We start from the raw sequence: 26,484 nt of genomic DNA on the forward strand, positions 1-26,484 counted from the left end.
AACGTGCGGAAAAGCGGTGATCGGTGGGTGCTAGGGGCGGTAACCGGCCGCCCGGGACGCCTCCTGCGCCGCCCCGGCGACCAGCGCGCCGTAGTGGGGCATCTCGGTGGTCTGGAAGCGGTGCAGCGGCCCGCACACCGAGATCGCGCCGAGGACGCGCCCGCCCGCACCGAGCACGGCGGCGGCGATGCTGGCCGCGCCGGCCTCGCGTTCGCCGGTGCTCACGGCGTACCCCCGGCGGCGGATCATCGCGACCTCGGCCAGCAACTGGTCGCGGGAGGAGATGGTCGTCGCGGTGACATGGTCGAGGGAGTGGGTGGCGAGGTAGCGCGTGATCTCCTCGTCGTCCATCGCGGCCAGCAGGGCCTTGGACGACGCGCCCGCGTGCAGCGGGTACGGATGACCCAGGGTGACCGACATGCGGATCTCCTGGGGAGACAGCACCTGGTCGACGTAGATGCGCGACCAGCGCTGCCGCACCGACAGGGTCGCGGTCTCGTCGGTCACGGCGACCAGGCGCTCCAGCAGGGGCCGGACGATGCGCTGGATGTCGAGCTGGCGCAGCGCGGCCAGCCCGACCTGCAACGCGCCGGGGCCGAGGGTGTAGCGCTTGGTGTCGCTCTCGAAGCTGAGGAAGCCGTCGTCGCTGAGCACCTTGAGGATGCGGTGGGCGACGGCCTTGGACAGCCCGACCTCCCGGGCCAGGGCGGAGACGCCGACGCCCTCCGGGCCGGACTCGCCGACGGCGTAGATCACCTGCAGCGCGCGGCCCAGCCCGGAGGCCGACCCGTTCGCGCGCGCCGGGTCCTCGCGTTCCTCGCGTTCCTCGAAGGGGGCGGAGATCAGCATCAGTGTGCGCCACCTCTGTCGCCGGAGTTCCAGAACACGATACGACGGTTGGCGTACCGGACGATCAGATGCGCGACGATTCCCAGCACGGACAGCGCGAGCAGCACCGCGAACAGGCCGGGGATGTCGAAGTTGTAGTTGGCCTGCAGCAGCTGGTAGCCCAGGCCCTCCTTAGCGCCGATGAACTCGCCCACGATCGCGCCGAGGATCGAGAACACGACGCCGATGTCGAGCCCGGCGAAGATGAACGGCAGCGCGCTGGGCAGCCGCACCATCCGGAAGATCTGGAACTTCGAGGCGCCGAAGCTGGTCAGCATCTCGACCTTGTCCGCGTCGGCGGACTTCAGCCCGGCGATGACGTTGACCAGGACCGGGAAGAACGCGATGACCGCGGCCATGATGATCTTCGACTCGGCGCCGAAGCCGAACCACACCACCATCAGCGGCGCGATGGCGACCTTCGGGATGGTCTGGATCGCCACGACGTACGGCATCACGGTGCGCTCGACGACCCGCACCTGGGCCACGAAGGTGCCCACCAGGATGGCGCCGACCGCGGCGATCACGAAGCCGGTCAGCGCCTCGGTCACCGTCACCCGGACGTTGCTCCAGAAGGCCGGCGAGCCGAGCTGGGCGACGAACGCGTCCAGGATCTGCGTCGGCCGGGGCAGCACGTACTCCTTGATCCCCAGCGGCACCGTCAGGAACTGCCAGGCGAGGACCACGACGACGAAGACGGCGGGCACGAGGATCAGCTCGGGACGCTCGTGCAGGTCGAGGCGGCGCCGCCGGCGGGGTGCGGCGGTGGCGGCCGGGGTGGCGTCCGGCTTGGACGGCGCCGTGTTGAGGGAGGCCATCGTTCGTCTCCTAGTTGATGACGCCGGAGTTGTTGAAGTAGCGGCGGATGCGCTCGACGTACACTCCGGCGGCGTCCGAGGCCATGATGCTGAGATCGCGCGGACGGTCGAGATCGATGTCGATGATCTCGGCGATCCGGCCGGGGCGCGGAGTCATGACGATGACCCGGTCGGACAGGAACACCGCCTCGGGGATCGAGTGCGTGACGAGGACGGCCGTCTTCCTGCTCTCCCGCCAGATGCGCAGCAGCTCGACGTTCATGTACTCGCGGGTCATCGCGTCGAGCGCGCCGAACGGCTCGTCCAGCAGGAGGACGGCCGGGTCGTGGACGAGGGCGCGGCAGATGCCGGCGCGCTGCTGCATGCCGCCGGACAGTTCGTTGGGGTACTTGTCGGCGAAACCGCCGAGCCCGACCATGTCGAGCAGTTCCACGGCCCGTTTCCGGTGCGCGGTTTTGTCGAGTTTCTGCACCTCGACGGGGACCAGCACGTTCTCCAGGATGGTCCGCCACGGCAGCAGCGTCGGCGCCTGGAAAACCATGCCGACCTCGCGCTTCGGCCCGTCCACGTCCACCCCGGAGATCCGCACCGTCCCCTCCGAGCGCTGGACCAGCCCGGCGAGGATCTTCAGCAGGGTCGTCTTGCCGCAGCCGGACGGGCCGACGACCGCGACGAACTCGCCCTTGCGTACGGCGAAGTCGACATCCGCCAGCGCGTGCGTCGGCTCGGACTTCCGCGGCCGGTAGATCTTCTGCAGCCCCCGGACGTCGATCCAGCGATCGTGCGCGTCCTCGGGCGTCCGGACGTTGCCGGTACTGGCGGCTGAACGAGTCACAGATGTCCCTTCGGGTGGGCCCAAATTGTGCCGACCGCGTTTCGATCAGCGGAACGGGATATCGATAGGGGAGACCGTAAGTCCGCATTCCGGGCGCCGTCAAGAGGTCATCCAATGATGTTGACGAGCCATTTCTTCGTACAGAGAGGGTTGACGCGGTCTTCCAAGGCTCTTAGCCTGCGTTCGTCTTGCAAATCTGTTGTTCCGCTCAACGGAACGATCAGAGGGAGCTTTCCGGCCCGGCAGAAGGAGTCAGACGTGGAATTGAATGGGTTCTCGAACCCGCTGTCTCCGTCGGGGACCGCGTCCCTGGTCGAACCGCCGCCGCACCACATCGGGGCGGACGCGATCCGCGTCGTGTTCCGGGCGGGCCGCGACCTGGCCCGCCGCTACCTGCCCGAGCCGCTGGAGCCGGTCGAGGACGGCCTCGGGTTCGCCTACGTCGCGGACATGGTGAAGGTCAGCGCCGACGAGCCGGACCAGGCGTTCCTCTCGCCGCGCCGCACGCAGTACGGCGAGGGCATCGTCGGGTTCTACTGCCGGCTGGGCGAACGGGCCGGGCGGTTCAGCACGTTCATCTGGGTCACCCAGGACTGGTCGATGGGCTTCGGCTCGATCATGGGCTGGGGCAAGAAGATCGGCGAGGTCTGGCGAACGCACCTCAACCCCTACAACCCGGCCATGGGCGAGGTGGGGCCGGGCGCCCGGCTCGCGGGCGAGGTCACCCGGCTCGGGCGTCCCGTGCTGCGGGTCGGCATCGAGATCGAGCGGGCCATCACACCCGCCGAGATGCCGGGGTACGGCGACCGCGGCTACCTGCTCCGCCACCAGCCGTCGCCCGGTCCGGAGATCCCGGCGGCCACCCAGCTGCTGGAACTGCAACTGCGCGGCGTGCGGACCGGCGACGTGTTCACCGGCCGCCCCCACCTGGAGATCCACGACGCGGAGAACGAGGACCTGGCCCCGCTGCGCGACTGCGAGCCCATCGCGGCGTACGCGTACAAGCAGGGCTGGACGACCGACACCGACGCCCGGCTTGTGCACGACTACTCCGCCGCCGACCACTCCGCGGGCGGACCGGCCTGATGACGGCGGCGCCGCGCTACCTCGGCGAGCCGCACGCCGACGCGCTGCTGTCCGGGCTGCTGCTGCTCACGCAGGAGGTCGCGGTGCTGCGGCACCGGTGCGCCGTGCTGGAGGCCGAGCGGGACGGCCGGCGGCCACCCCCGCCGGACGACTCCGACCTCATGCCGCGCCTCGTGGACGAGCTCTTCGCACGCCTCACCACGGATCAGGGCACGACCGGGAAGGAAGACCGATGACAGCAGCGGCCCTCGCCGACGGCCAGACCGTCCACGACGCCCTCGCCGTCCCCACGGCCGAGGAGGCGGTGCGCCAGAACGAGATCTGGACGCTCAAGCGGAAGCTGGCCGAGGAGATCGCGCCCGAGCTGCGGCGGCACTACGAGACCGAGATCGTGCCCCGCCACGTCGCCGAGCACGGCGCGCCGCCGGCCGACCGCCGCGTCATCGCGTCGCTGATGGCGCCCGACCCGCGGATGCGGCTGTTCAGCGCGCTGCGGCGGCGCTCCCAGGAGCAGATGTGGGATCTCGTGCTGACCAGCGCGTCCCGGCAGCTCGACCGCATCCTCGACCTCGCCGCCGGCGCGTCCGCCGCCCCGGGCTCGCTCGACCTGGACCCGGCGCTGGAGATCCCCCGGTATCTGCGCGCGGTCGACATCCACTGCATGCCGACCGGTTACTACCGCGAGTTCGCCGACGACGACGTCACCGCGGGAGCCCTCTACGACCGCGGCGTCTACGTCTACGCCGGCGGCCAGCTCGGCGGGCTGAACGACGACAAGGGATGGTCGGTGATCAGGGGCTACCTGGACCGGCGCCGGCCCGGCTGGACGCCCGCCCGCATCCTCGACATGGGCTGCTCGGTCGGGCACAGCACCATCCCCTACACGCTGCGCTACCCGGCGGCCGAGGTGTACGCGATCGACGTCGCGGCCCCGATGCTGCGCTACGCCAGGGCCCGCGCCGCCGCGCTCGGCGCCCCGGTCCACTTCGCGCAGCGGGACGCCACCGCGACCGGGTATCCCGACGCGAGCTTCGACCTGGTCGTGTCGCACATCCTGCTCCACGAGACGAGCGTGAAGGCCGTACAGCAGGTGCTCTCCGAGAGCTACCGCCTGCTCCGTCCCGGCGGCCTGATGATCCATGCCGAGTATCCGCCGTTCGACACCATGGACCCCTTCGCCCAGTTCCTCGTCGAGTGGGACACCACCAACAACAACGAGCCGTTCTGGAGCAAGGTCCGCACGCTCGACCTGGTGGCGATGGCCGCCACGGCCGGCTTCGACCCCGCGACCGTCCACCGCGAGCTCATCCCGACCGGGCGGCGCCTCACCACGGGCCAATCCGGCAGCACGTCCGGCGGCGGCCGGATGCAGGTCCTCGCCGCCTCCCGCTGACACTCCACACCCCAGCCCGCACCACATCTTGCAAGGAGTCCCGCAGTGAGGAAGTCACTGGTCGCGATCGCGGTGCTCGTCGCCACCGCGCTGACCGCGTGTTCGGGCGGCGACGAGACCGGCGGCGTCGCCGCCGCCCCGAGCAGCGGAGGAAAGACCAAGGTCACGTACGTGACCACGGCCGCCGTCCCCGGGTCGACGCAGATCGCCCTGTTCGCGGTGCCCACCGCGATGAAGTACTTCGAGGAGGAGGGCCTCGACGTCACGCTGCAGACCACCAACGGCTCCACGGCGGCGCTGCAGGTGATCGCCGCCGGTGACGCGCTCGCCACCAACGCCGAGGTCGTCTCGACGATGGCGGCGGTGCAGAAGGGCGTGGACGTCCGCACCGTCGGGTCGATCAACACGTCGTTCCCCTGGAAGATCGGCGTGCCCGAGGGATCGAAGATCTCCACCGCCGCCGACCTCAAGGGCAAGAAGATCGGCATCATCTCGCTGGCGTCCGGCTCGAACCTGTTCACCCGCTCGTTCCTGCAGCAGAACGGCCTCAACCCCGACACCGACGTGCAGCTGCTGCCGGTGGGCCAGGGCGCGCAGGCCAAGGCCGCGCTCGACTCCCACCAGGTGGACGCGCTGGCCCTCTACGCCGAGCTGTTCGCCCAGCTGGAGATGAGCGGGTCGAGCTTCACCTACCTGCAGAACCCGCCGCTGTTCGACGGGATGCCGAGCATCGCCTTCACCGCCCGCGCCGACGACCTGACGGACGCCAGGAAGGACGTGCTCACCCGGTACATGCGGGCCGCGTACAAGGGCCTGATGTTCGCCGCGGTCAACCCGGAGGCGGCCGTGGAGATGGGGACCAAGGTCTTCCCGCAGATCGCCGGGCCCAACGCGAGCCCGCAGAAGAAGAAGGAACTGGTCACCCTGATGAAGGCGTGGCTGTCCACCTCCAGCCCGCAGAGCGGCGACCCGAGCACCTGGCCCGACTGGGGCGTGCTCACCGAGGAGGGGCTGAACAAGGCCGCCGAGTACGCCGTGTCCACCGGCCAGGTGGCCAAGAAGCCGGTGCCCTCGGAGGTCTGGAACGGAAGCCTGGTCACCGAGGTGAACAAGTTCGACAAGGCGGCCCTGATCAAGCAGGCGCGCGACTACACGACCGGCTGACGCCGCGGGTGGCGCGCCCCGGCCGGAGCGCGCCACCCCCGCCGAAGCCGCATCAGCCATCTCACGAAGGGACCGCTTCTGTGAACAAGGCGTGGGACGTCATCGTCGCCGGTGCCGGCACCGGAGGGCTCGTCCTGGCGACCTTCGCCGCCCGCCGGGGCGCGCGGGTGCTGGTCGCCGATCCGGCGCCGCGCGTCGGCGGCACCCTGCACATCGCGACCGGGCAGCTCAGCGCCGCGGGCACCCGCCTGCAGGCCGAGCGGGGCATCGAGGACTCCCCCGAGGCCCACCTGGCGGACATCCTCCGGATCAGCAAGGGCACCGTGGACGAGGGCCTGGTGCGGCTCGCCGTCGAGAACGCGGCGGACACCTTCGAGTGGCTGCTCGGCAACGGGTACGAGGTGCTGCCGGACCATCCGGTGCAGGGCCAGAACCACGAGCCGTACAGCACCCCGCGGTACTACTGGGGCCCGGAGGCGGGCCGGTCCATCCTTGCCGCGCTGCTGCCGCCGTTCGAGGCCGAGCGGGCGAAGGGCGGCATCACCCTCCTCCTGGAGACCGAGGTGGTCGCGCTGCGCCAGGAGGACGGCGCGGTCACCGGCGTCACGGTGCGGCTCGCCGACGGGAGCACCGAGGAGCACACCGGCCGCAACGTCGTGCTCGCCACCGGCGGCTACAACTCCGACCCGGAGCGGTTCAGGAAGCTGAACGGCGTCACCGCGTACGCCGCCGCCTCCTACCCGTACGCCAGGGGCCGGGGTCTCGACCTCGGCGTCTCGGCCGGGGGGTACGTGCGCGGCGGGGAGAAGTACCTCTGCTCGTTCGGCTCGGTGCTCGACCACGACGACCACCCCGCGCCGGTGCTGTGCCGGCCGGTGCACTGGCCGGAGATGCGGCAACCCTGGGAGATCTACGTCAACGCGCACGGCGAGCGGTTCGTCGCCGAGGACGACCCGAGCGTGGACCGGCGGGAGCACGCCCTGCGCGCGCAGCCGGAGCTGCGGCGCTGGATCGTCTTCGACGACCGCATCGCCCGGGAGGCGCCGCGGCTCGTCCCGGACTGGCCGCTGGAGACGCTGCTGGGCCACTTCGGCACCCACCCGATGTTCCACCGGGCGGACACGCTGGAGGAGCTCGGCCGGCTGGCGGGAGTCCACCCGGAGAACCTCGCGCGCACCGTCGCCGAGTACAACGCGGCGCTCGGCGGCGATGACCCGCTGGGCCGCACGCACCGGCCGCTGCCGGTGGCCGAGCCGCCTTTCTACGCGATCCGCGTGCAGGGCATGTCGATCACCTCCACGGCCGGGCTCGCGGTGGACACGCGGCTGCGCGTCGTGGACCGGGCCGGTGACCCCGTCCCGAACCTGTACGCCATCGGCGAGATCCTCGGCTCGGGTCAGCTGATGGGCGACTCGTTCTGCGGCGGCATGCTGGCCACGCCCGCCATGACGTTCGGCCGGCTGCTCGGCGATCGGATGCTGACATGGACCTGACCCCGCCGCAGCCTCACGAGCAGCAGCCCGCCGGCCCGCTGGCCGGCGTCCGGGTGATCGACGCCTCCACGATCCTGGCCGGGCCGCTCTGCTGCCAGATCCTCGGCGACTTCGGCGCCGACGTCATCAAGATCGAGCACCCGGTGGCCGGGGACAGCATGCGCGGGCACGGCAGGTCGAAGGACGGCAAGCCGCTGTGGTGGAAGGAGATCTCCCGCAACAAGCGCACGATCGGGCTCAGCCTCTCCGACCCCGACGGCGCGGCGGTGTTCCTCCGGCTGGCCGAGACCGCCGACGTCGTCGTGGAAAACTTCCGCCCGGGCACGCTGGAGCGCTGGGGAATCGGCCCCGAGAAGCTGCACGAGGTGAACCCGCGGCTCGTGCTGGTGCGGGTGACCGGGTTCGGGCAGCAGGGGCCGTACGCGAGCCGGCCCGGCTTCGGCACCCTGGCCGAGGCGATGAGCGGCTTCGCCCATCTCACCGGCCAGCCCGACGGGCCGCCGACGCTCCCGGCGTTCGGTCTCGCGGACAGCATCTGCGGCATCGCCGCCTCGTCGGCCGCCATGATGGCCCTCTATCACCGGGACCTGCACGGCGGCGCCGGACAGGTGATCGACATGAGCCTGCTGGAGCCGATCCTGACCGCCGTCGGCCCCGGCCCGCTCGAATACGACCAGCTCGGGCACGTGGGGCACCGGCACGGCAACCGTTCGGCGAACAACGCCCCGCGCAACACCTACCGCACCAAGGACGGCCGCTGGGTGGCGATCTCGACCAGCGCCCAGCAGATCGCCGAACGCGTGCTGCGCCTCGTCGGGCACCCCGAGGTGATCGACGAGCCGTGGTTCGCCACCGGCGCCCAGCGCGCCGAGCACGCCGACGAACTGGACGAGTACGTCGGAGGCTGGATCGCCGCACGCACCCGCGCCGAGGTGCTGGAGGCGTTCACCGCCGCCGGCGCCGCGGTGGCGCCGATCTACGACATGGCGGACATCTCCGCCGACGAGCACGTGCGGGCCACCCAGATGATCACGACGGTGGACGACCCGGACTTCGGGCCGATGGCCATGCACAACGTGATGTGGCGGATGTCCGCGACGCCCGGCTCGATCCGGTTCAGCGGCCGGGAGCTGGGGGCCGACACCGACGAGGTGCTGGTCGAGGGGCTGGGTTACGACCCCGAGCGGGTGGCGGAGCTACGCGCCCGCCGCGTCGTCCGATGAGAGGGCGTCCGATGGGAGACGTCCGAATGAGAAGCGCGCGTGACAGCGCGGCGGAAGCGGCGACACGGCCGAGCCCGCCCGCGTACGGGCGAGGCAGTGAAACGAGAGGAAGCATGACGACCGCGACGAAGGGGGACCCGCTGCTGCGCATCGCCGGCGGCGGGCTGCGGATCTACGACCTGGGCAGGCCGTTCACCATCGGCATGCCGCAGTCGCCCAACCACCCGCCGTACTGGCACACCCTCCCGCGCCGTCACGGCGACCGGGTGCGGGCCGACGGCGGATCGGCCGCCAACGACCTGATCAGCATGGGCACGCACGTCGGCACGCACATCGACGCCCTCGCCCACGTCTCTCAGGACGGCCGCCTGTACGGCGGCGGGGACGCCGCGGCGGCCGGGGTCGGCGGGCGGTACGAGGAACTCGGCGCGCACACCATCGAGCCGATCGTCCGCCGCGGGGTGCTGCTGGACGTGCCCGCCGCCATCGGCGAACGGCACTGCGCGCCCGGCTACGAGATCACCCCGGCCGACCTGGAGACCGCCGTACAGCGGCAGGGCACCGCGCCGGAGGCCGGTGACGTGGTGCTGATCCGCAGCGGCTGGGGCCGGCACTTCGACGACCCCGACCGGAACGTCTACATCGGGCAGGACTCCGGCGTTCCCGGCGTGTCCGAGGCGGGGGCGCGCTGGCTCGCCGAGCGCCGGGTGCACGCGGTCGGCGCCGACACCATCGCCTTCGAACGACTCGCTCCCGGCGCCGGGCACGCCGCGCTGCCCGCGCACCGCGTGCTGCTGGTCGAGCACGGCATCTACATCATCGAGGCGATGGCGCTGGAGGACCTGGCCGCCGCCGGGGTGCACGAGTTCCTCTTCGTGCTCAGCCCTCTCGCCCTTTACGGCGCCACCGGTTCCCCGGCGCGCCCGCTGGCGGTGGTCACCGGTGCCTGACCGGACCCTCGCGGAGGAACTCGCCGCGTTCGCCGCCAGGACGGCGGCCGGCGCGCTGCCCGAAGCGGTGGCGACCAGCGTGCGGCGGCGCGTGCTCGACGTGCTCGGGCTGTGCGTCGCCGCGGGCGACCTGCCCACCAGCCGCGCCGCGCTGGAGCACGTGGTGGAGCAGGGCGGCCGCCCGGAGGCGCACGCCATCGGCGCGCCGCGCCCGGTGCCGGCCGCGTGGGCCGCGTTCGTCAACGGCGTGACCGCGCACTCCCTCGACTACGACGACACGCACCTGCCCTCGGTGCTGCATCCCAGCGCCGCCGTCGTCCCCGCCGCGCTGGCCGCGGCGGAGGTGGCCGACGCCGACGGCGCCGCCGTCGTCGGCGCGATCGCCGTCGGGCTGGAGACGACGGTGCGGCTCGGCATGGCGGCCTACGATCCGGAGCTCGGCAACTCGGTGTTCTTCGAGCACGGCCAGCACGCGACCTCGATCTGCGGCGCGATGGGCGGCGCGGTCGCCGCGGCCCTGCTGCTCGGCCTGGGCGAGGAGGGCGTACGCCACGCGCTCGGCGTCACCGCGTCGATGGCGGCCGGGGTGATCGAGGCGAACCGCACCGGCGGGACGGTCAAGCGGCTGCACTGCGGCTGGGCCGCGCACTCCGCGGTCACCGCCGCCCAGCTGGTGCGCCGCGGGTTCACCGGGCCGCCCACCGTGCTGGAGGGCCGGTTCGGGTTCTTCGAGGCGTTCGTCCGGGACCGCTACGACCCCTCCGCCGTCACCGACGGGCTCGGCGAGCAGTGGGAGGTGCCGGGCATCTTCTTCAAGCCGTACCCGGCCAACCACTTCACGCACACCGCCGTGGACGCCGCCGCCCTGCTCCGCGAGCGCGGGGTTCGGCCCGAGGACGTCCGCTCGGCGACGCTGGGCGTGCCGTCGGCGGTGGTACGCACGATCGGCGAGCCGATCGCCGGCAAGCGGGAGCCGCAGACCGGCTACCAGGCCCAGTTCTCCGGTCCGTACGCCGTCGCGGTGGGCCTGTTCGGCGGGTCCGGCCTGGGCGCGGGTCTCGCCGACTACACCGACGAACTCGCCGCCGACCCGGCCCGCCGGGCGCTCATGGCGCGCGTCGAGGTCGTCCCCGACGCGCGCTGCGACGAGATCTTCCCCCACCAGTTCCCGGCCGTGCTCACGGTCACCACCCACGACGGCGCCGAATGGGTCGAGGAGGTGCCGGAGAACCGGGGCGGCCCGCGGCGCCCGCTCACCGACGCGGAGCTCGCCCGCAAGTTCCGCGACAACGTCGCCGGACGGGTGCCGCCCGGCGCGGCCGCGGATGTGGAGCGGGCCGTGCTGACGCTCGGCACCGGTCCCTCCCTGCCCGTCATCGGCTCGCTGCTCGCCCGGCTGTCAGTTCAGGAGGATTCATGGCCCTCGATTTGATCATCGCGAACGCGCTCGTCGTCGACCACGACCGGCCCGAGCCCGAACGACTCGACATCGGCGTCGCGGACGGCCGGATCGTCCGACTCGCGCCCTCGATCACCGCCGAGGACGCGGCGACCGTCGTGGACGCCGCGGGCCGGCTCGCCTTCCCCGGCGTGGTGGACGCCCACCAGCACTGGGGCATCTACAACCCGCTGTCCGTCGACACCGAGGTGGAGAGCCGGGCGTGCGCCCAGGGCGGCGTCACCTCCGCGCTCAACTACATGCGCACCGGGCAGTACTACCTCAACAAGGGCGGCCCGTACGCGGAGTTCTTCCCCGAGGTGCTGGCCGGCTCCGAGGGACGGGCGCTGGTCGACTACGCCTTCCACCTGGCGCCGATGATGAACGAGCACATCGACGAGATCCCGATGCTCATCGAGCGGTTCGGGGTCACCTCGTTCAAGATCTTCATGTTCTACGGCGGGCACGGCCTGCACGGCCGGTCCAGCGACCAGAGCGCGTTCCTGATGACGCCCGAGGGCGAGCGGTACGACTTCGCGCACTTCGAGTTCGTGATGCGCGGCATCCAGGCGGCGCGGGAGCGGTTCCCCGACCTGGCCGACGAGATCTCGCTCGGGCTGCACTGCGAGACCGCCGAGATCATGACGGCGTACACGAAGCTGGTGGAGGCCGACTCGTCGCTGTCCGGCCTGGCGGCGTACTCGGCGTCCCGGCCGCCGCACTCCGAAGGCCTGGCCGTGTCGATCGCGGCGTACCTGGCGCACGAGACCGGCATGCCGAAGATCAACCTGCTGCACCTGAGCTCGGCCAAGGCCGTCGACGCCGCGCTGCGGATGGCGAGGGCGTTCCCGCACATCGACTTCCGCCGCGAGGTCACCATCGGCCACCTGCTCGCCGACGTGGACACCGCGCACGGCCTCGGCGGCAAGGTCAACCCGCCGCTGCGCCCGCGCGAGGACGTCGAGGCGCTGTGGCGGCACCTGCTCGACGGCGAGCTCGACTGGGTGGTGAGCGACCACGCGTGCTGCCGGGAGGAGCTCAAGTTCGGCAACCCGCCCGAGGACGTCTTCCTGGCCAAGTCGGGCTTCGGCGGCGCCGAGTATCTGCTGCCCGGACTGGTCACCGAGGGCGGGCGGCGCGGGCTGTCGTACCAGCGGATCGCCCAGCTCACCTCGTGGAACCCCGCCCAGCGGTTCGGGCTGCGGACCAAGGGCGCGCTCCAGGTCGGCTACGACGCGGACATCGCACTGGTCGACCCGTCGGTGACCTGGACGGTGCGCGCGGAGGACTCGGAGTCGGCGCAGGAGTACACGCCCTTCGAGGGCTTCGAGCTCACCGCCGCCGTCACCGACACCTTCCTGCGCGGCCGGCGGATCCTCGCCGACGGCAAGGTCACCGGCGAGGCGGAAGGCGTCTACCTGCGCCGGCCGACCGTACGTGACTGAGCGAGAAGTGATGCAACCGGAGGGACGGGCCCGGATGGTGGCGCGCAGTTATCTGTACGTGCCGGGAGACCGGCGGGAGAAGCTCGCGCGGGCGCGCGAGCGCGGGGCCGACGGGCTGGTGCTCGACCTGGAGGACGCCGTCGCCCCACCCGCGAAGGACTCCGCTCGCGAGGTGGTAGCGGCGTTCCTCACCGGACTCACCGACGAGGGCGCGGCGGCCGCCCCGCCGGACGCCTCCGCACCGGACGGTCCCGCTCCGGGCGCACCTCCCCCGGCCGCCCCGCACGAATTCGGCCCGAGCGGATCCACTCGGAGCGGATCAACTCCGCACGGGTCCGCTCTTGGCACGTCTCCCTCGGCCACTTCGAACGGGCCCACTCCGGCCGGGCCCACTCCAAACGGGGCCGCTACGACCGTATCCACCGCGTCGGCTCCGAACGGGACCATTTTCGGGGGCCCGGAGCTGTGGGTGCGGGTGAACGCGGACCGCCTGGACGAGGACGTGCCCGCCGTCACCTTGCCCTCCTGCGCCGGCGTCTGGGTGCCCAAGGCCGATCCGGAGTCGCTCGCCCGGGTCGACGCCCTGCTCACCGCGGCCGAGCGCGCCGCCGGGCTCCCGGCGGGCGTGATGCGGGTGGTCCCCGTCATCGAGACCGCCCGCGGGCTGCTCGCCGTCGCCGAGATCGCCCGCGCGCCGCGCGTGCTGCGCCTGGGCATCGGGGAGGCGGACCTCGCCGCCGAGCTCGGCATACGGCCCGGCCGGGACCGGGCGGAACTGGCGCCGCACCGGGCGGCCCTGGTGGTCGCCTCCGCCGCGGCCGGGCTCGCCGCACCGATCGCCCCCGTCGAGACCGACCTGTCGGCGACCGGCGCGGACCTCGCCGCCACCACCCGCGCCCTGCTGTGCGAGGGCTTCCGGGCACGCACCGCGATCCACCCTCGCCAGGTGCCGGTCATCAACGAGGTGTTCACCCCGTCGCCCGCCGAGATCGCCGCGGCGCGCGACGTCGTCACACGGCTGGGGGCCGCGAACCAGTCCGGAACGGGCGTGGCCGTCGACGCCCGGGGACGGATGATCGACGAGGCCGTCGCACGGTCGGCCCGCGAAGTCCTCGGCCGGGCCCCCGCGTCGTAGGCGTCCGGTCCACAGCGGCCTCCGGAAGCCCGGCGGCCGCTGACCTGGCGGCCCCGGCCCCGTCGGGAAACGGACTCGCCCGGGCGTCCCGCGACCGCGCCTTCAGGCGTTTTCGGTCCGGTCCGCACTCGGCCCGCGGGCGCGTTGTGATGAGAGCTTCATGGGATGTCTCGAAGCCATGGGATGTCTCACCGCAGGCGGCAGGACGGCCGTGCACTGCGGGGAGGCCGGGGAACCGGCGCGGGGGCTCGCCGGCCCGGCAAGCCGTACGACGCGGGCGGACGCTTAGGCGAAGAAGTCGGTCAGGATGCGCGCCAGTGCGGCGGGCCGCCGCAGCACCGCGTGGTCCTCACCGGGCATCACCCGCAGTTCGGCGCCGGGAAGGGCCGCCGCGACGGCCTCCGTCGCCTTCGCGAGGCCGGGCGAGGTCCGGTCGCCGTAGACCGCCAGCACCGGCACGCCGATCCCGGCGACCCGCTCCTGCGCCGTCCCCTGCCAGGGCGCGGTGACCAGCACGTCGTACGGCAGGCTGGGGGCCTTGTCCGCCATGAACGCCCACCCCTCGCCGGCCTTCATCCCGGCGATCGCCTCGGCCGGGACGCCGACCGCCTCGCGGAGGAACAACTCCGCCGCACCGTCGCGGTCCCCGGCCGCGACCAGTGCCCTGAGCCGGTCGTAGACCTCGGCCGCCAGGCGCGGCTGGTTCTCGTCGGCGTGGTACGGCGGCTCGTAGACGGCGACCCGGTCGATCGGCAGACCGCGCCTGGCGGCCTCCAGCACGAGGACGGCGCCGGAGGAGTGGCCGAACGCCGAGGCCCGGCCGCCGGCGTGCTCGATGACGGCCGCCAGGTCGGCGACCTCGTTGGCCACCTGGTAGTCCTCGCTCCGGTCGTCGCTGGCCCCCCGGCCGCGCCGGTCGTAGGTCAGCACGGTGAACGCCGGCGCGAGTTCGGCGGCGAGCGCGGCCACGGTCGAGCGGTCGTTGAACGCGCCGCCGACGAGGATGACCGGCGCGCCCTGGCCGATCGCGTCGACGGCGAGGGTCGTGCCGTCCGCGGAGACGACGTTCACGGACGTGATGTCCACCGGCGCGATATGCCCGGGAACGTCGTCCCCGGAAACCTGCTGCTCGGGAACCTGCTGTTCGGTCATCTTGGTCGGCCTTCGGGTCGGGGCTTGCGGGCTGGGCTCACGGGCGGGTGAAGGTGATGTGGGTGACGCCGCTGGGGGTGGACACCGACTCGATCTCGAAGCGCTTCTCGAGTTCCTCCAGCCCGTCCCACAGCCGTTCGCCGCGGCCGAGGACGATCGGGACGACGGCGACGTGCATGTGGTCGACCAGGTCGGCGGCCAGGAACTGGCGGACGGTGCTCGGCCCGCCGCCGATGCGCACGTCGAGGTCGCCCGCGGCCTCGCGGGCCTGACGCAGCGCCTCCTCGGGGGTGGCGTCGACGAAGTGGAAGGTGGTGCCGCCCTCCATCTCCACGGAGGGCCGGGGGTGGTGGGTCAGGACGAACACCGGCGTGTGGAACGGCGGGTTCGGCCCCCACCAGCCGTTCCAGTCGTGGTTCTCCCACGGGCCCCGCTGCGGCCCGAACTTGTTGCGGCCCATGATCTCCGCCCCGATACCCATGTCCCACGTACGGACGATGGCGTCCTCGACCCCGGTGCTCCCGCCGGTCTTTCCCTGCATGGCCTGGAAGGTCCGCGTCTCGAAGAACCACTCGTGCAGCCGTCCGCCCGCGTGGCCGAACGGCTCCTCACGGCTCTGGCCCTCGCCGGTGGCGAAGCCGTCCAGGGAGACGGCGAAGTTGTGCACCCTGACACGCGACATGGTCGATCTCCTGATCTCCAGAAGTGCTTGCAGATTGCAACCACTGAGGAAGAGCGTAAAGTAGGTAGTTGTAAAACGCAACCAGCTGGAGGTCGAGCATGCGGGACGAGCCACGGTCGGGTTGCCCGATCAACGGGTCGGTGGAGGCGCTCGGAGACAGGTGGAGCCTCATCGTGCTGCGCGACATGATCTTCGGTGGGCGCCGGCACTTCCGTGACCTGCTCGCGGGCTCCATGGAGGGGATCGCGTCGAACATCCTCAGCAGCCGCCTCAAGGCCCTCGTCGCCAAGGGGCTCCTGACCCACGAGGAGGCGGGGCGAGGACGCCGAGGGACCTACAGTCTCACCGAGGCGGGCATCCAGACGGTCCCGATCATGGTCGCGCTCGGCTCCTGGGGTCTGCGTCACCTCCCGGCGACACCGGAGCTGGCCGTACGGGCCCGCTTGCTGGAGGAGGGCGGGCCGCCCCTCTGGGAGGACCTGATGGACGAGTTGCGCGAGGCGCACCTGGGCATCCCCCGCCCGGACCCGGCCCGCCCCCGCGCGTCCCAGCTCCTCCAGGAGGCGTACGAACGCGTCGTGGCGGAGGGGCGTCCGGACCGACCCGCGCCGCGGCGTGGCAGAGGCTCCGTCGATTTCGTCGACGACCGCGACCCGGAGGCCGGCGAGAACATGGCCCGAGACTTCGGGCTCAGGCGGTGACGATGCTCACGCGCCGCCGTACAGCAGGGGGAGATCGACGAGGAGGACGCGGGGGTCGCGGGCGGCGGCCTCGGTGAGCTCGGGGTCGAAACCGGCGCCGCTGTAGAGGGCGAGCACCGTGTCGCGCGTGTCGAGCCCCCGCGTGTGCAACTGGTCTCTGGCCTGCTCCAGGCGCTTGAGATGGCCGACGTTCATGGTCTGCGACCACTTCGCCTCGCCGACGGACAGCAGCCGGCGCGGGTGGTCGTCCTGCGGGGCGAGGGCGATCACGTCGACCTCGATGTTCTGCCCCCTGCCGCCGCCGGGGGCGATCCCCGCGGCGACCTCGGTCGCGTACTCGCCGTTCCAGTCGTGGGCGAGCGCGAACTCCCGGCACACGTGCTCGAAGTGCGGGCCCACCACCTGCGCGGCGAACCTGGCCCCGGCGCCCCGCCACACCCGGTCGGCCCACCCCCGCTCCAGCAGGCTCCAGGCCGGGCGCATGATGGCCTCGTAGAACGTGACGAGCGGCTCGGCGACGCGGAAGAGCGACCGTTTGCGGATGGGGTCGATCTCCCTGCGGATGAGCCGGCAGTCCTCCAGGACGGCGAGCGGATGGGCGATGTCGGTCGCCTTCCGCTCCATGTGCCCGGCGATGCCGCCCCGCGTGTTGTTCCCGGCCGCGATCGCACCGAGGACCGCGTGGTAGAGCGCCTCGTCGCGGATCTCCATCTCGTTCGTCAGCAGGTATCGGGCCTCGCGGAAGAGCGGCACCGCGGGGTCGAGCACCCGTCTGACCACCCAGTCGCCGAGGTCGTCGCCCGGCGCCTCGTGGTCGACGAAACCGGTCCGGTACGCCGGCGTCCCGCCCACGATGGCGTTCACCTGGAGCGCGAGCCGGGTGTCCTCGATCCCCCAGAACCGCCGGGCGAGCCGGTGGTCGAACGGCTGCACCACCAGGTCGAGCGAGGCCCGCCCGCGCAGCGGCGCCTGCCCGGCGAGGAGCCTCCCCATCACCGACATCGCGGACCCGGCGAGCACCAGCCGCACCCGGCTGCCGGCAGCCCGATGCGCGCCCCGCCCGTCGATCTCCCGCTGGAGTATCGAGGGGATCGAGGGATCGGCCTTCGTCAGGTACGGGAACTCGTCGAGGACGATGAGCCGGTCGCCGCAGTGGTCCAGCAGATGGACGATCGCCTCGTCCCAGTTGGCGAACGCCAGCGTGCCCGGCACCCCCAGGTAGGCCGCGACGGCCGTGCCGAACTGCCGGAGGGCGTCGGCCGACGTGCTCTCGACGGCCACGAAGTAGAAGCCGCCGTACACGTCGGCGAGCGCCTGCAGGAGAAACGTCTTGCCCTGCCGGCGGCGGCCGCTCACCACCGCCAGCCGCATCTCCGGGCTCGGCGACTCGGCGAAGGCTCTGAGGGCGGCCCATTCACGATCGCGGTCGAAGATATGGGCGGGCTTCATGGCCCCTCCGGGTATAAGTGCGCTTCTTATAAGTGGACTTCTTAGAAGTGTACTTATACAGACGGCGATCTCAGTGGTCCGGCGCGAAGTGGGAGAGGACCTCGGGGTTGGCCATGGCGTCGGTGTTGGCGGCCCGGTCGATCGGCGTGCCGAGCAGGATCTTCCGTACGGGGACCTCCAGCTTCTTGCCCGACAGCGTGCGGGGGATGCCGGGGACCTCGTGGATCTCGTCGGGCACGTGCCGGGGCGACAGTTCGGTGCGCAGGGCCGTACGCAGCCGGGAGACCAGGTCGTCGGACAGGACCGCGCCGCCGGCGAGCGTGACGAAGAGCAGCAGCCTGCCCTCCTGGCCGAGTTGCCCGGTGTCGATGACCAGGCTGTCGGCGATCTCCTCGAAGCGCTCCACGACCCGGTAGAACTCGCTCGTGCCCATGCGCACCCCGCCGCGGTTCAGGGTGGAGTCGGACCGGCCGTAGATGACGCAGCCGCCGTCAGGGAGGATCTTGATCCAGTCGCCGTGCCGCCAGACGCCCGGATAGTCGGCGAAGTACGACTCCCGGTACCGGTCGCCGGAGGAGTCGTTCCAGAACATGACCGGCATGGACGGCATGGGCCGGGTGATGACGAGCTCGCCCACCTCGCCGACGATCGAGGCGCCGGAGGGGTCGAACGACTCGACGGACGCGCCGAGGCAGCGGCACGGGATGACGCCGGCCCTGATCGGCAGCAGCGGCACCGGCCCGACGAAGCCGGTGCACACGTCGGTGCCGCCGGAGAACGAGCCGAGCTGCACGCCGGGCCCGACCTCGGAGTAAACCCAGGCGAACCCCTCCGGCGGCAGCGGCGAGCCGGTGGAGCCGATGCCGCGCAGCCGGTCGAGGCCCTCCGGCCGCAGCCCGGCCTTCATCGACGCCACGATGTACGGCGCGCCGGTGCCGAAGTAGGTCACGCCCTCCTCGGCGGCGAGCCGCCACAGGGCCTCGGTGCCGGGATGGGCCGCGCTGCCGTCGTACAGCAGGACGGTGGCGCCTGCCAGCAGGCCGCCGATGAGGTAGTTCCACATCATCCAGCCGGTGGTGGTGTACCAGAAGAACACGTCCCCCTCGCCGAGGTCCTGGTGGAAGGACAGCGACTTGAGGTGCTCCAGGACGATCCCGCCGTGGCCGTGGACGATCGGCTTGGGCAGGCCGGTGGTGCCCGAGGAGTAGAGCACCCACAGCGGATGGCCGAACGGCACCCGCTCGAACTCCAGGGGCGCGGCCTCGGCGCGCAGATCGTCCCAGCTCGCAGCGCCTTCGGGCGCGTCCGCGCGGAGCCGGGGGATCCAGACGGTCGCCCGCAGCGCCGGCAGCTTCCCGGCGATCTCCCGCACCACCGCCGACCGGTCGTACGCCTTGCCGCCGTAGCGGTAGCCGTCCACCGCGATCAGCACCTTCGGCTCGATCTGGGCGAACCGGTCGGTCACGCTGGGCGCGCCGAAGTCGGGCGAGCAGGAGGACCAGATCGCCCCGAGCGAGGCGGTGGCGAGGAACGCGATGAGCGCCTCGGGGATGTTCGGGACGTAGGCCGCGACCCGGTCACCGCGTCCGACGCCGAGCCGCACCAGCCCCGCCCGGACCCGGGCGACCTCCTCGCGGATCTCACCGAGCGAGTACTGCCAGCGGCTGCCCGACTCGTCGCGGAAGACCACCGCCGTACGGCCGGGGTGGCCGCGCAGCGCGTTCTCCGCGTAGTTGAGGGCCGAGCCGGCGAACCATTCGGCGTCCGGCATCGTTCCCTGGATGACGGGCCCGTCGCCACGCGTGCCGATCACGCCGAAGTAGTCCCATATCGACGTCCAGAAGTCGGCCGGAGACTCGACCGACCACTTCCACACGTCCTCGTACGCCCCGGTGTGGCCCAGCCGTTCCATGTATCGGGTGATCCGGGCGGCACGCACGACGTCGGGCGTGGGTTCCCAGAGCAGAGCGCCTTCCTCGACCATGCCCCCATCTTCGCCATGCCCGGGCCACGTGTCACCCTCGCGGCCCACACAGAACGCCCCTGTCATATGTGGGTTCTGAGCTGGTCGATCGCGACGCGGGCGGCGGCCCCGATCGCGGCGTCGGCCCGCGGCTGGTTCTGCGCCGTGCTCAGCGACCGGGTGAAGACCGCGACAGCGTAGCGCCCGCCGTCGGGATACTCGACCACCCCGACCTCGTTGCGGAGCGTGGGCAGCGTGCCCGTCTTGCCGCTCACCGCGACGTCGTCGAACGGGAAGCCCGAGGCCAGCCGGTGCGGCCAGACCTGCAGGGCCATGAGGCGGCGGATCGCCGCGCAGGAGGCCGCGCCCGCCGCCTCGTCCCGCCAGATCATCGCCAGCAGCCGGGTCATCTCGCGGGGCGTGCTCCGGTTGCTGCGCGCCGGGTCGAGCGCGCGCAGCCGCGCCACCACCTCGGGATCGGCGCACGCCTGCGTCACGTCGGACTGGTCCGCCACGCCCGCGTCCTCCCACAGGCTGGTGAGCATGTCGCGGCAGTCGTGCACCACCCGCGTCTCCGTGAGCCCGAGGCGGTCGAGCAACGCGTTGACCGCCTCCCGGCCCACCCGGGCCAGCAGCGCGTCGGCCGCCGCGTTGTCGCTCACCGTCATCATCAGGTACGCCAGGTCGCGCAGCGACAGCGTGGCGTCGTCGAGCATCGCCGCCAGCCCGGTGCCCCCGCGCGTACGGCCCTCCGCCGGCACGCGGACGAGCCCCGCGAGGTCGAGCAGCCCGCGCTCGGCCTGGCGGTACAGCTCCAGCAGCAGGGGCAGCTTGAAGACCGACGCGAGCACCACCGACTCGCCGGCCCGCAGGCCCACCTCGCGCCCGCCGTCGACGTCGACGGCGTGCAGCCACCCGGTGACGCCGGCGCCCCGGAAGACGCGCTCCAGCGGATCCACGCCGGGGCTCACGCGAGGAACCCGGTCGCCGGGCGCGGCGCCACGCGGGGCGTCGGCGGCCGGTGCGTGGGCGGCGCTCCCTCGTCCACCATGCCCGCGCTCTCCTTCAGCACCCGTACGGCCACGGCCGTGAAGTCTCGCACGTACGGCCCCGGCTCGGCCCGCCAGGCCGGGAGGCAGCGCCAGGCGAGAGGCGTGCCCGCGAGAGGCCGCCACACCACCCCCGGCGTCTCCGCCGGGGCGCCGAACGCGACGGCCGTGCCCGACAGCACCAGGCCGAGGGCGAACTCCGCGCGGTCGGTACAGGTGATCGCGGTGGGCACGAAGCCGCCGCGGCGGCAGGAGGCCAGCGTGTCGTCGTACAGGCCGGGCTCGGCGTCCCGGGGGAACAGCACCAGTTCCCGCCCGGCCAGGTCGCCTAGGTGCACGGTCGCCCAGGCGGTCAGCTCGTCGTCCTCGGCCAGCAGGACGCCCGGGTGCCGGACGAGCACGGGCCCGTAGGCGAGCCCGTCCGCGGCGACCGGATTCCGCAGCAGCCCGACGTCGAGCCTGCCCTCCAGCAACGCGGCGACCTGCGCGGCCGTACCCATCTCGGCCGGTGCCAGCCGTACGTCGGGGCGGCAGTCGCGGAACCCCGCGATGAGCGCGGCGAGCACGGGGGCGCCCAGATCGGCGGGCACGCCCGCACGCACGACCGCCGCGTCGCCGCGCGCCAGGTCGGCCATGAGGTCGCGCATCCGCTCCACCCTGGCGACGATCTCGCGGGCCTCGGGCACCAGCAGCCGGCCCGCCTCGGTCAGCACGACCCGGCGGCTCGACCGCTCGAACAGGCGCATGCCCAGCTCCTCCTCCAGACGCCTGATGCGCTGGCTCAGCGGCGGCTGGGCCATGCCGAGCCGCGCGGCAGCGTTCCCGAAATGCAGCTCTTCCGTCACGACGAGGAAGTAGCCGAGATGCCGGACAAGGTCCACGAGCTGGGAGCATATCCAAACCGCACATGAAGCGCGTTGATATCCATATTGGACATACTCCCGGCCGGTCTGCTGCTCTTGACGCGCACTCGACTCGAAGGGGGACGCATGAGGGAGCGAAGGCGAAGGCGGTGGCCGTACGTCACGGCGGGGGTGCTCGTTCCGGTGGTGGCCGCGGGGGCGACCATCTGGGCGCTGCGCACGAAGGGCTCGCCCGAGGAGACCGCGCGGGAGTTCCTCGCGGCCTGGTCGCGCTCGGACTACGCGGCGATGCGCGCACTCACGGCCGACCCGCCGGCCGCTTTCGACAGCACCTACCGCCGCTTCCACGACGACCTGAAGCTGACCGGCCAGCGGTTCCAGGTGCGGGACGTCCAGGAGGAGACCGTGCGGTTCCGGGCCCGGCTCACCGGCCCGCTGCCCGTCGCGTACGACGGGAGGCTGCGGCTGGTCGAGCGCGACCGCGCCTGGAAGGTGGCCTGGACCCCGGCGGCCGTCCACCCGCGGCTGACCGGCGGCGTGCGGGCGAAGCTCACCACGGCGCCCGCCGAGCGCGCCCCGACGACCGCCGCGGACGGCACCCGCATCGACACGCCGGACGCTCCCGGCTCCGTGCGGCAGCTCGTGGAGGCGCTGCACGAGCAGTACGGCTCCCGCCTCGACGGCACCGCGTCCGCACGGGCCGACCTCGTCGACACGCGGACGGGCGCGAAGGTGGTCACCCTCGCCGAGGGCGGGGCGAAGCCCGGCGAGCCGCTGCGGACCACGCTCGACCTGCGGGTGCACCGGGCGGGGGCGCGGGCCCTGGAGGGCGTGGACAAACCCGCCTCGCTCGTCGCGCTGCGCCCGTCCACGGGCGAGGTCCTGGCGGTGGTGAACAAGCCGGGCGGCTACAACCGCGCCCTGCTCGGCGCGTACCCGCCCGGCTCCACCTTCAAGGTCGTGACCGCGTCCGCTCTCGTGGCGGGCGGCGTCACGCCCGGTCAGACCGTCGAGTGCCCGGCCGAGAAGACGATCGGCGGCTTCCCGTTCCACAACGCCGAGCACCACGACTACGGCACGCTACCCTTCGTGGACGCCTTCGCCCACTCGTGCAACACGACGTTCGGCGAGATGTCGGTGCGGCGCCTCGGCGCGGACCGCCTGGCCAAGGTGGCCGCCGACTTCGGCTTCGGCGCGAGCATCAAGATCGGCGTACCCGCCGTGGACGCCGCCTTCCCCGCGCCGCGCGACGACACCGACCTCGCGTCCGCCGCCATCGGCCAGGGGCGCGTCCTGGCCAGCCCGCTGAACATGGCCGCGGTCGCGGGCGCGATCGCCGCGGGCACCTGGCGTCAGCCCCGGCTGGTGCCGGCCGCGCTCGTCCCGGACGGCGGCACTCCCCCGCGCACGCTCGAACCCGCGGTGGTCTCCGCACTGCGCCGCCTCATGCCCGCCGTCGTCAGCGAGGGCACCGCGAGCGGCGTGTCCTTCCCCGTCGGCACCGCCGGCAAGACCGGGACGGCCGAGTACGGCTCCGGGACCAACCCGCCCACCCACTCGTGGTTCATCGGCTACAAGGGAGACCTGGCCTTCGCCGTGGTGGTCGAGGGCGGCGGCACCGGAGCCCAGGTGGCCGCCCCCGCCGCGGCCCGCTTCCTCAAGGCGCTCTGAGCGACGACCGTACGCGCGCCGGCCGCCGCGGAAGCGGCCGGAAGGCCGGCTCCGATCGTCGGAACCGGCCTCTCGGCCCGGCGCGGGGGCCGGGGTGTGGGTGGTTCAGTACACCTCGCTCCTGTTGTTGTTGATCTCGTCCAGGATCCGGATCGCGTCGTCGTAGCGGTCCGCGTTGCCCGCCACGGGAAGGGCGAGCGTCCCGGCGGCGAAGAGAGCCGCGTCGCGGATGGTGTGGACGTCGTTCCGGAGGGCCGCCGCCGAGGAGACCCTCGTGTCGGCGTTGACGCGCCGGGTGGCGAGGTTGAAGTAGCCGGCGAGAAGCTGGGTGCGCAGGATGCCCGCCTGCGGGCCGCCCGCCGTCAGGACGGCCGTGACCTCGGCCGGCGACAGGGCGCCGTCGGCGGTGGAGCCGTCCGCCCTCTCGAAACGCTGGTCGGTCGCCTGGATGCGGGCGAGGATCTCGCCCGTCCACTGCTGCGAATGGGTCTTCCAGTACCCCTGGCTCAGCGGGTCGCGCGTCGCGGGCACCTGGGTGATCCTCGTCGTGGCCGACGCGGTCACCGGCGCGTACGTGCAGCCGTTGGCGTTGGTGAACGTCACCCGGGCCGTGTTCGCGACCGTGCTTCCCGGCGTGGCGAGCAGGCTCGGCCGGGCGGTGTACTCGATCGTCTTCCGGCCCGAGGCGCCGGTGACGCCGCCGACGTGCCAGACGAGGGTGCGGGTGCCGTCCCCGTTGAGGGTCACCTCCGGCGCGGGCCCGGCTCCCGTGTCCAGCGCCCTGCTGTAGTACACCCCGGCGGGGAGGACGTCGGTGACGACCACGTCGTCCGCGTCGCCGCCGCCCGTGTTCTCGTACGTGATCCGGTAGGTGATCGCCTCGCCCGGGTTGACGGACGGGGTGGCGGTCTTCGACACGGCGAGCACCGGCGCGTGCACGGTGGTCGTGACCGTGCCTGAGCCGGAGAAGGCGTTGCCGAGCATGTCCTTTGCCGTCGCGGAGGCCTTGTTCGTCAGGACTGTGCCGTCCTCGGCGGTGCACGGCACCGTCACGCTCACGTGGCGCGTCGCACCGGCTCCGACGGGGAGCAGCCCGATGTCGAAGACGGCACGCGTACCGTCGGGTCTGACATCGGTGAGTTCGGTGGACAGGGCGGGGCCGCGGCCCGTGTTGACGACCTTGGCGTCGTAGCCGACGGTGTCACCGGGGTTGGCGCCTGCCGGGCCGGTCGTGTCCACAGCCGGTTCCGGCCGGACCAGCGGAGCGAGGAACGCGCGGTTGTCGCGGACGGCGTCGGGGTCGGGCTCGCCCTCGGTGGGCCTGCCGGCCGTCGGGAAACCGTCGATGGTGCGGAACCCGTAGAAGATCTTGTTCCAGTCCTCGGCGCCGTTCAGCGTTCCCAGGATGGGCGTCTCACCGGAGTCCTGGGTGCCGTTGCCGTTCGTGTCGTTGAAGTCGCCGTTGATGTTCGCGGACACGTTGGCGGTCGGCAGCGGCGGCCCGCACGTCGCACCGGACAGTCCGCCGCCGTCCCAGTCGTTCCCGCCCGCGCCGGCGACGCCGATTCCGGCGCACTCGTCCAGGCCGGGCGGCAGCACCTCGTTGAGCGGCGAAAGGGCGATGCGGGAGTAGTCGCAGCCTCCCGGGACGACTCCGGGGAACGCCGGGACGGTGCAGTCCTGGAAGGTGTAGTTCATGAGGCTCAGGTAGTTGGGCTTGTTGTTGACGCTGTCGCCGCCGCCGTGCTGCAGGCCGAGGGTGTGGCCGAACTCGTGCATGAGCGTGCCCGCCTGCTCGTTCTGCGTGCCGACCGAACGGCCGCCGGCGTTGGTCCCCCAGCAGGCGCCGCCCCCCGCGTTCGTGCCGCCCAAGGCGACGATGAAGTTCACGCCGGGGATGCCCTTCGCCCAGCCGCTGGTGCAGTCGTTGGCCGCGGACCGGTAGTTGGTCTGGTGGACGAACAGCGCGTAGCGGAAGACGAGGTCGCGCGCCCTGTTCATGTTCTTCAGGGTGAAGAAGTTCGTCGCCGGCCTGCCGGCGGCTCCGTCCCAGTCGACGACCGTGTTGCCGGCCTCCGCGATCCGGTCGCCGCCGCCTCCGTAGTTGCCGAAGGTGCCCACCGGTGCCGCCGCCCCTGTGCGCGGCACCGTGGTGGCGGTTCCCAGGGCCTGGCGGTACATGTTGCCGACGTCGACGTGCAGTTGGATGCCCTTGGTGCCGTCGGCGTTGTCGACGGGAGCGTCGGCGAACGCCTGGGCGACCGATTGGACCGCCCCCTGGGCCGGGCAGTGGTCGTGGTCGGCGGCGGCCAGGCAGTCGACCTCCAGGAACAGGTCCTTCCGCAGCGGGTCGGCGCCCATGCCGGGGAGATCGACGTCCACGGTGCCGTCGCCGTCCGCGTTGAAGCCGTTGCGCTCCCATCCGTCGAGCAGGAAGTCGCCGTCGGAGTCGCCGCTGGTCGACTCGGTGCTGACGTCGAAGCACACCTTGACGCGCGGTTCGTCGTCGTCTCCGCCGTCCCCCGTCGAACAGGACTGGGGCCAGTTGACCTGGTCCTCCTGGCCGGTGTGGTCGATCCATTTCCCGTTGTAGTAAGTGACCCTGAAGTCGAGGTTGTTGTCGTCATCGCGCGGGCTCGCGTCGCCGAGGTCGTCGCCGGAGCTGTCGTCCTTGTCCCAGATCTGGATGGTGACCGGTACGTTCACCACGCTGTCGGGCACCTGCGTCGACACCACCCAGAACGGGTCGATGCTCCCGTTGTTGTTGATGACGGGGGTAGACGGGTCGTCGTCGCTGCTGCCTGGTGGCTGTTTCACGCCGTTTATCCACACTTTGGCGTAGAAGTCGGCGTGGCCTTCCAGCGCGGCCTCCAGGCCCTCCTCGTCGCAGTCGTCCACGCACTCCACGTGGGTGATGGTGAGGGAGAAGGGGCGCGTACCGGCGGCTCGGGCGGTTCCACCGGCAAGGTTCATCGCGAGCATCCCGAGGAGGAGCACCGCGACGGCTGAGATTCGACTGATCATCGCGAATCCTTGCGTAGGGAGATTTGCGCTAAGGATCAATCACGCGATCAGGCCCGCCAAGA

Annotated in this window: 22 protein-coding genes; 12 read left to right on the plus strand and 10 right to left on the minus strand. The window is 72.2% G+C overall.

The window, feature by feature from the left end; all coding sequences use genetic code 11:
* Positions 1-30: 30 nt before the first annotated feature.
* The 3 genes from F5972_RS01490 to F5972_RS01500 are packed head-to-tail and all read right to left on the minus strand — an operon-like array spanning position 31 to position 2,541.
* Positions 31-849: an IclR family transcriptional regulator gene (locus tag F5972_RS01490; RefSeq protein ID WP_150930309.1), complete on the minus strand. Its 819-nt coding sequence runs from the start codon at positions 847-849 to the stop codon at positions 31-33.
* On the minus strand, positions 849-1,706 hold the full coding sequence (locus tag F5972_RS01495) for an ABC transporter permease (protein ID WP_150930310.1): 858 nt from the start codon (positions 1,704-1,706) through the stop codon (positions 849-851). The genes F5972_RS01490 and F5972_RS01495 overlap by 1 nt, the downstream gene beginning before the upstream one ends.
* 10 nt (positions 1,707-1,716) lie before the next feature.
* Complete coding sequence (locus tag F5972_RS01500; protein WP_150930313.1) at positions 1,717-2,541, minus strand: ABC transporter ATP-binding protein; 825 nt, start codon at positions 2,539-2,541, stop codon at positions 1,717-1,719.
* Positions 2,542-2,799: 258 nt separating this feature from the next.
* On the opposite strand from F5972_RS01500, the gene F5972_RS01505 reads away from it, so the two are divergent.
* The 10 genes from F5972_RS01505 to F5972_RS36855 all read left to right on the plus strand — a co-directional run bounded on the left by F5972_RS01505 (position 2,800) and on the right by F5972_RS36855 (position 13,868).
* On the plus strand, positions 2,800-3,627 hold the full coding sequence (locus F5972_RS01505; protein WP_191909890.1) for an acetoacetate decarboxylase family protein: 828 nt from the start codon (positions 2,800-2,802) through the stop codon (positions 3,625-3,627).
* Complete coding sequence (locus F5972_RS01510; RefSeq protein WP_150930317.1) at positions 3,627-3,863, plus strand: hypothetical protein; 237 nt, start codon at positions 3,627-3,629, stop codon at positions 3,861-3,863. Before F5972_RS01505 ends, F5972_RS01510 begins: the two co-directional genes overlap by 1 nt.
* Positions 3,860-5,020 (plus strand): class I SAM-dependent methyltransferase, encoded by a 1,161-nt coding sequence (locus F5972_RS01515; protein WP_150930318.1) that lies wholly within the window; start codon positions 3,860-3,862, stop codon positions 5,018-5,020. Before F5972_RS01510 ends, F5972_RS01515 begins: the two co-directional genes overlap by 4 nt.
* 45 nt (positions 5,021-5,065) lie before the next feature.
* Positions 5,066-6,184, plus strand: coding sequence for an ABC transporter substrate-binding protein (locus F5972_RS01520; protein WP_150930319.1), 1,119 nt, complete (start codon positions 5,066-5,068; stop codon positions 6,182-6,184).
* Positions 6,185-6,264: 80 nt separating this feature from the next.
* Positions 6,265-7,677, plus strand: a complete 1,413-nt coding sequence (locus F5972_RS01525; RefSeq protein ID WP_191909891.1) for an FAD-dependent oxidoreductase — start codon at positions 6,265-6,267, stop codon at positions 7,675-7,677.
* Positions 7,668-8,900, plus strand: coding sequence for a CaiB/BaiF CoA transferase family protein (locus tag F5972_RS01530; RefSeq protein WP_150930323.1), 1,233 nt, complete (start codon positions 7,668-7,670; stop codon positions 8,898-8,900). Before F5972_RS01525 ends, F5972_RS01530 begins: the two co-directional genes overlap by 10 nt.
* 113 nt (positions 8,901-9,013) lie before the next feature.
* A complete protein-coding gene (locus F5972_RS01535) occupies positions 9,014-9,850 on the plus strand; it encodes a cyclase family protein (RefSeq protein ID WP_150930325.1) in 837 nt (278 codons plus the stop codon).
* Positions 9,843-11,282, plus strand: a complete 1,440-nt coding sequence (locus F5972_RS01540) for an MmgE/PrpD family protein (RefSeq protein WP_150930327.1) — start codon at positions 9,843-9,845, stop codon at positions 11,280-11,282. Before F5972_RS01535 ends, F5972_RS01540 begins: the two co-directional genes overlap by 8 nt.
* A complete protein-coding gene (locus F5972_RS01545) occupies positions 11,267-12,733 on the plus strand; it encodes a dihydroorotase (RefSeq protein WP_150930329.1) in 1,467 nt (488 codons plus the stop codon). The genes F5972_RS01540 and F5972_RS01545 overlap by 16 nt, the downstream gene beginning before the upstream one ends.
* 10 nt (positions 12,734-12,743) lie before the next feature.
* Positions 12,744-13,868, plus strand: a complete 1,125-nt coding sequence (locus tag F5972_RS36855) for an HpcH/HpaI aldolase/citrate lyase family protein (RefSeq protein WP_191909892.1) — start codon at positions 12,744-12,746, stop codon at positions 13,866-13,868.
* 285 nt (positions 13,869-14,153) lie between these two features.
* Here the strand turns inward: F5972_RS36855 and F5972_RS01555 are convergent, their stop codons facing one another.
* Positions 14,154-15,020, minus strand: coding sequence for an alpha/beta fold hydrolase (locus F5972_RS01555; protein WP_150930331.1), 867 nt, complete (start codon positions 15,018-15,020; stop codon positions 14,154-14,156).
* 37 nt (positions 15,021-15,057) lie between these two features.
* Positions 15,058-15,702, minus strand: a complete 645-nt coding sequence (locus tag F5972_RS01560) for a dihydrofolate reductase family protein (RefSeq protein WP_150930334.1) — start codon at positions 15,700-15,702, stop codon at positions 15,058-15,060.
* 98 nt (positions 15,703-15,800) lie between these two features.
* Here F5972_RS01560 and F5972_RS01565 point away from each other — a divergent pair, with 98 nt between their 5' ends.
* A complete protein-coding gene (locus F5972_RS01565) occupies positions 15,801-16,403 on the plus strand; it encodes a winged helix-turn-helix transcriptional regulator (protein ID WP_150930336.1) in 603 nt (200 codons plus the stop codon).
* Positions 16,404-16,409: 6 nt separating this feature from the next.
* Here the strand turns inward: F5972_RS01565 and F5972_RS01570 are convergent, their stop codons facing one another.
* The 4 genes from F5972_RS01570 to F5972_RS01585 form a co-directional block, all read right to left on the minus strand.
* Positions 16,410-17,852: an AAA family ATPase gene (locus F5972_RS01570; protein ID WP_150930338.1), complete on the minus strand. Its 1,443-nt coding sequence runs from the start codon at positions 17,850-17,852 to the stop codon at positions 16,410-16,412.
* A 70-nt stretch (positions 17,853-17,922) separates the two neighbouring features.
* A complete protein-coding gene (locus F5972_RS01575; RefSeq protein ID WP_150930340.1) occupies positions 17,923-19,836 on the minus strand; it encodes an acetoacetate--CoA ligase in 1,914 nt (637 codons plus the stop codon).
* Positions 19,837-19,898: 62 nt separating this feature from the next.
* Positions 19,899-20,786 (minus strand): serine hydrolase, encoded by an 888-nt coding sequence (locus F5972_RS01580; protein WP_225311085.1) that lies wholly within the window; start codon positions 20,784-20,786, stop codon positions 19,899-19,901.
* The gene (locus tag F5972_RS01585; RefSeq protein WP_150930343.1) at positions 20,783-21,745 is read right to left on the minus strand and encodes a LysR family transcriptional regulator; all 963 of its coding nucleotides are present in this window, start codon (positions 21,743-21,745) and stop codon (positions 20,783-20,785) included. The genes F5972_RS01580 and F5972_RS01585 overlap by 4 nt, the downstream gene beginning before the upstream one ends.
* Before the next feature lie 108 nt (positions 21,746-21,853).
* Between F5972_RS01585 and F5972_RS01590 the strand changes: the two genes are divergently transcribed.
* Positions 21,854-23,398, plus strand: a complete 1,545-nt coding sequence (locus tag F5972_RS01590; protein ID WP_150930345.1) for a penicillin-binding transpeptidase domain-containing protein — start codon at positions 21,854-21,856, stop codon at positions 23,396-23,398.
* Positions 23,399-23,503: 105 nt separating this feature from the next.
* Here F5972_RS01590 and F5972_RS01595 read toward each other — a convergent pair whose 3' ends face one another.
* The gene (locus F5972_RS01595) at positions 23,504-26,422 is read right to left on the minus strand and encodes a DUF11 domain-containing protein (RefSeq protein WP_150930347.1); all 2,919 of its coding nucleotides are present in this window, start codon (positions 26,420-26,422) and stop codon (positions 23,504-23,506) included.
* Positions 26,423-26,484 lie beyond the last annotated feature (62 nt).

The sequence above is a fragment of the Microbispora cellulosiformans genome (assembly GCF_008728085.1).
Lineage (GTDB): Bacteria > Actinomycetota > Actinomycetes > Streptosporangiales > Streptosporangiaceae > Microbispora > Microbispora amethystogenes.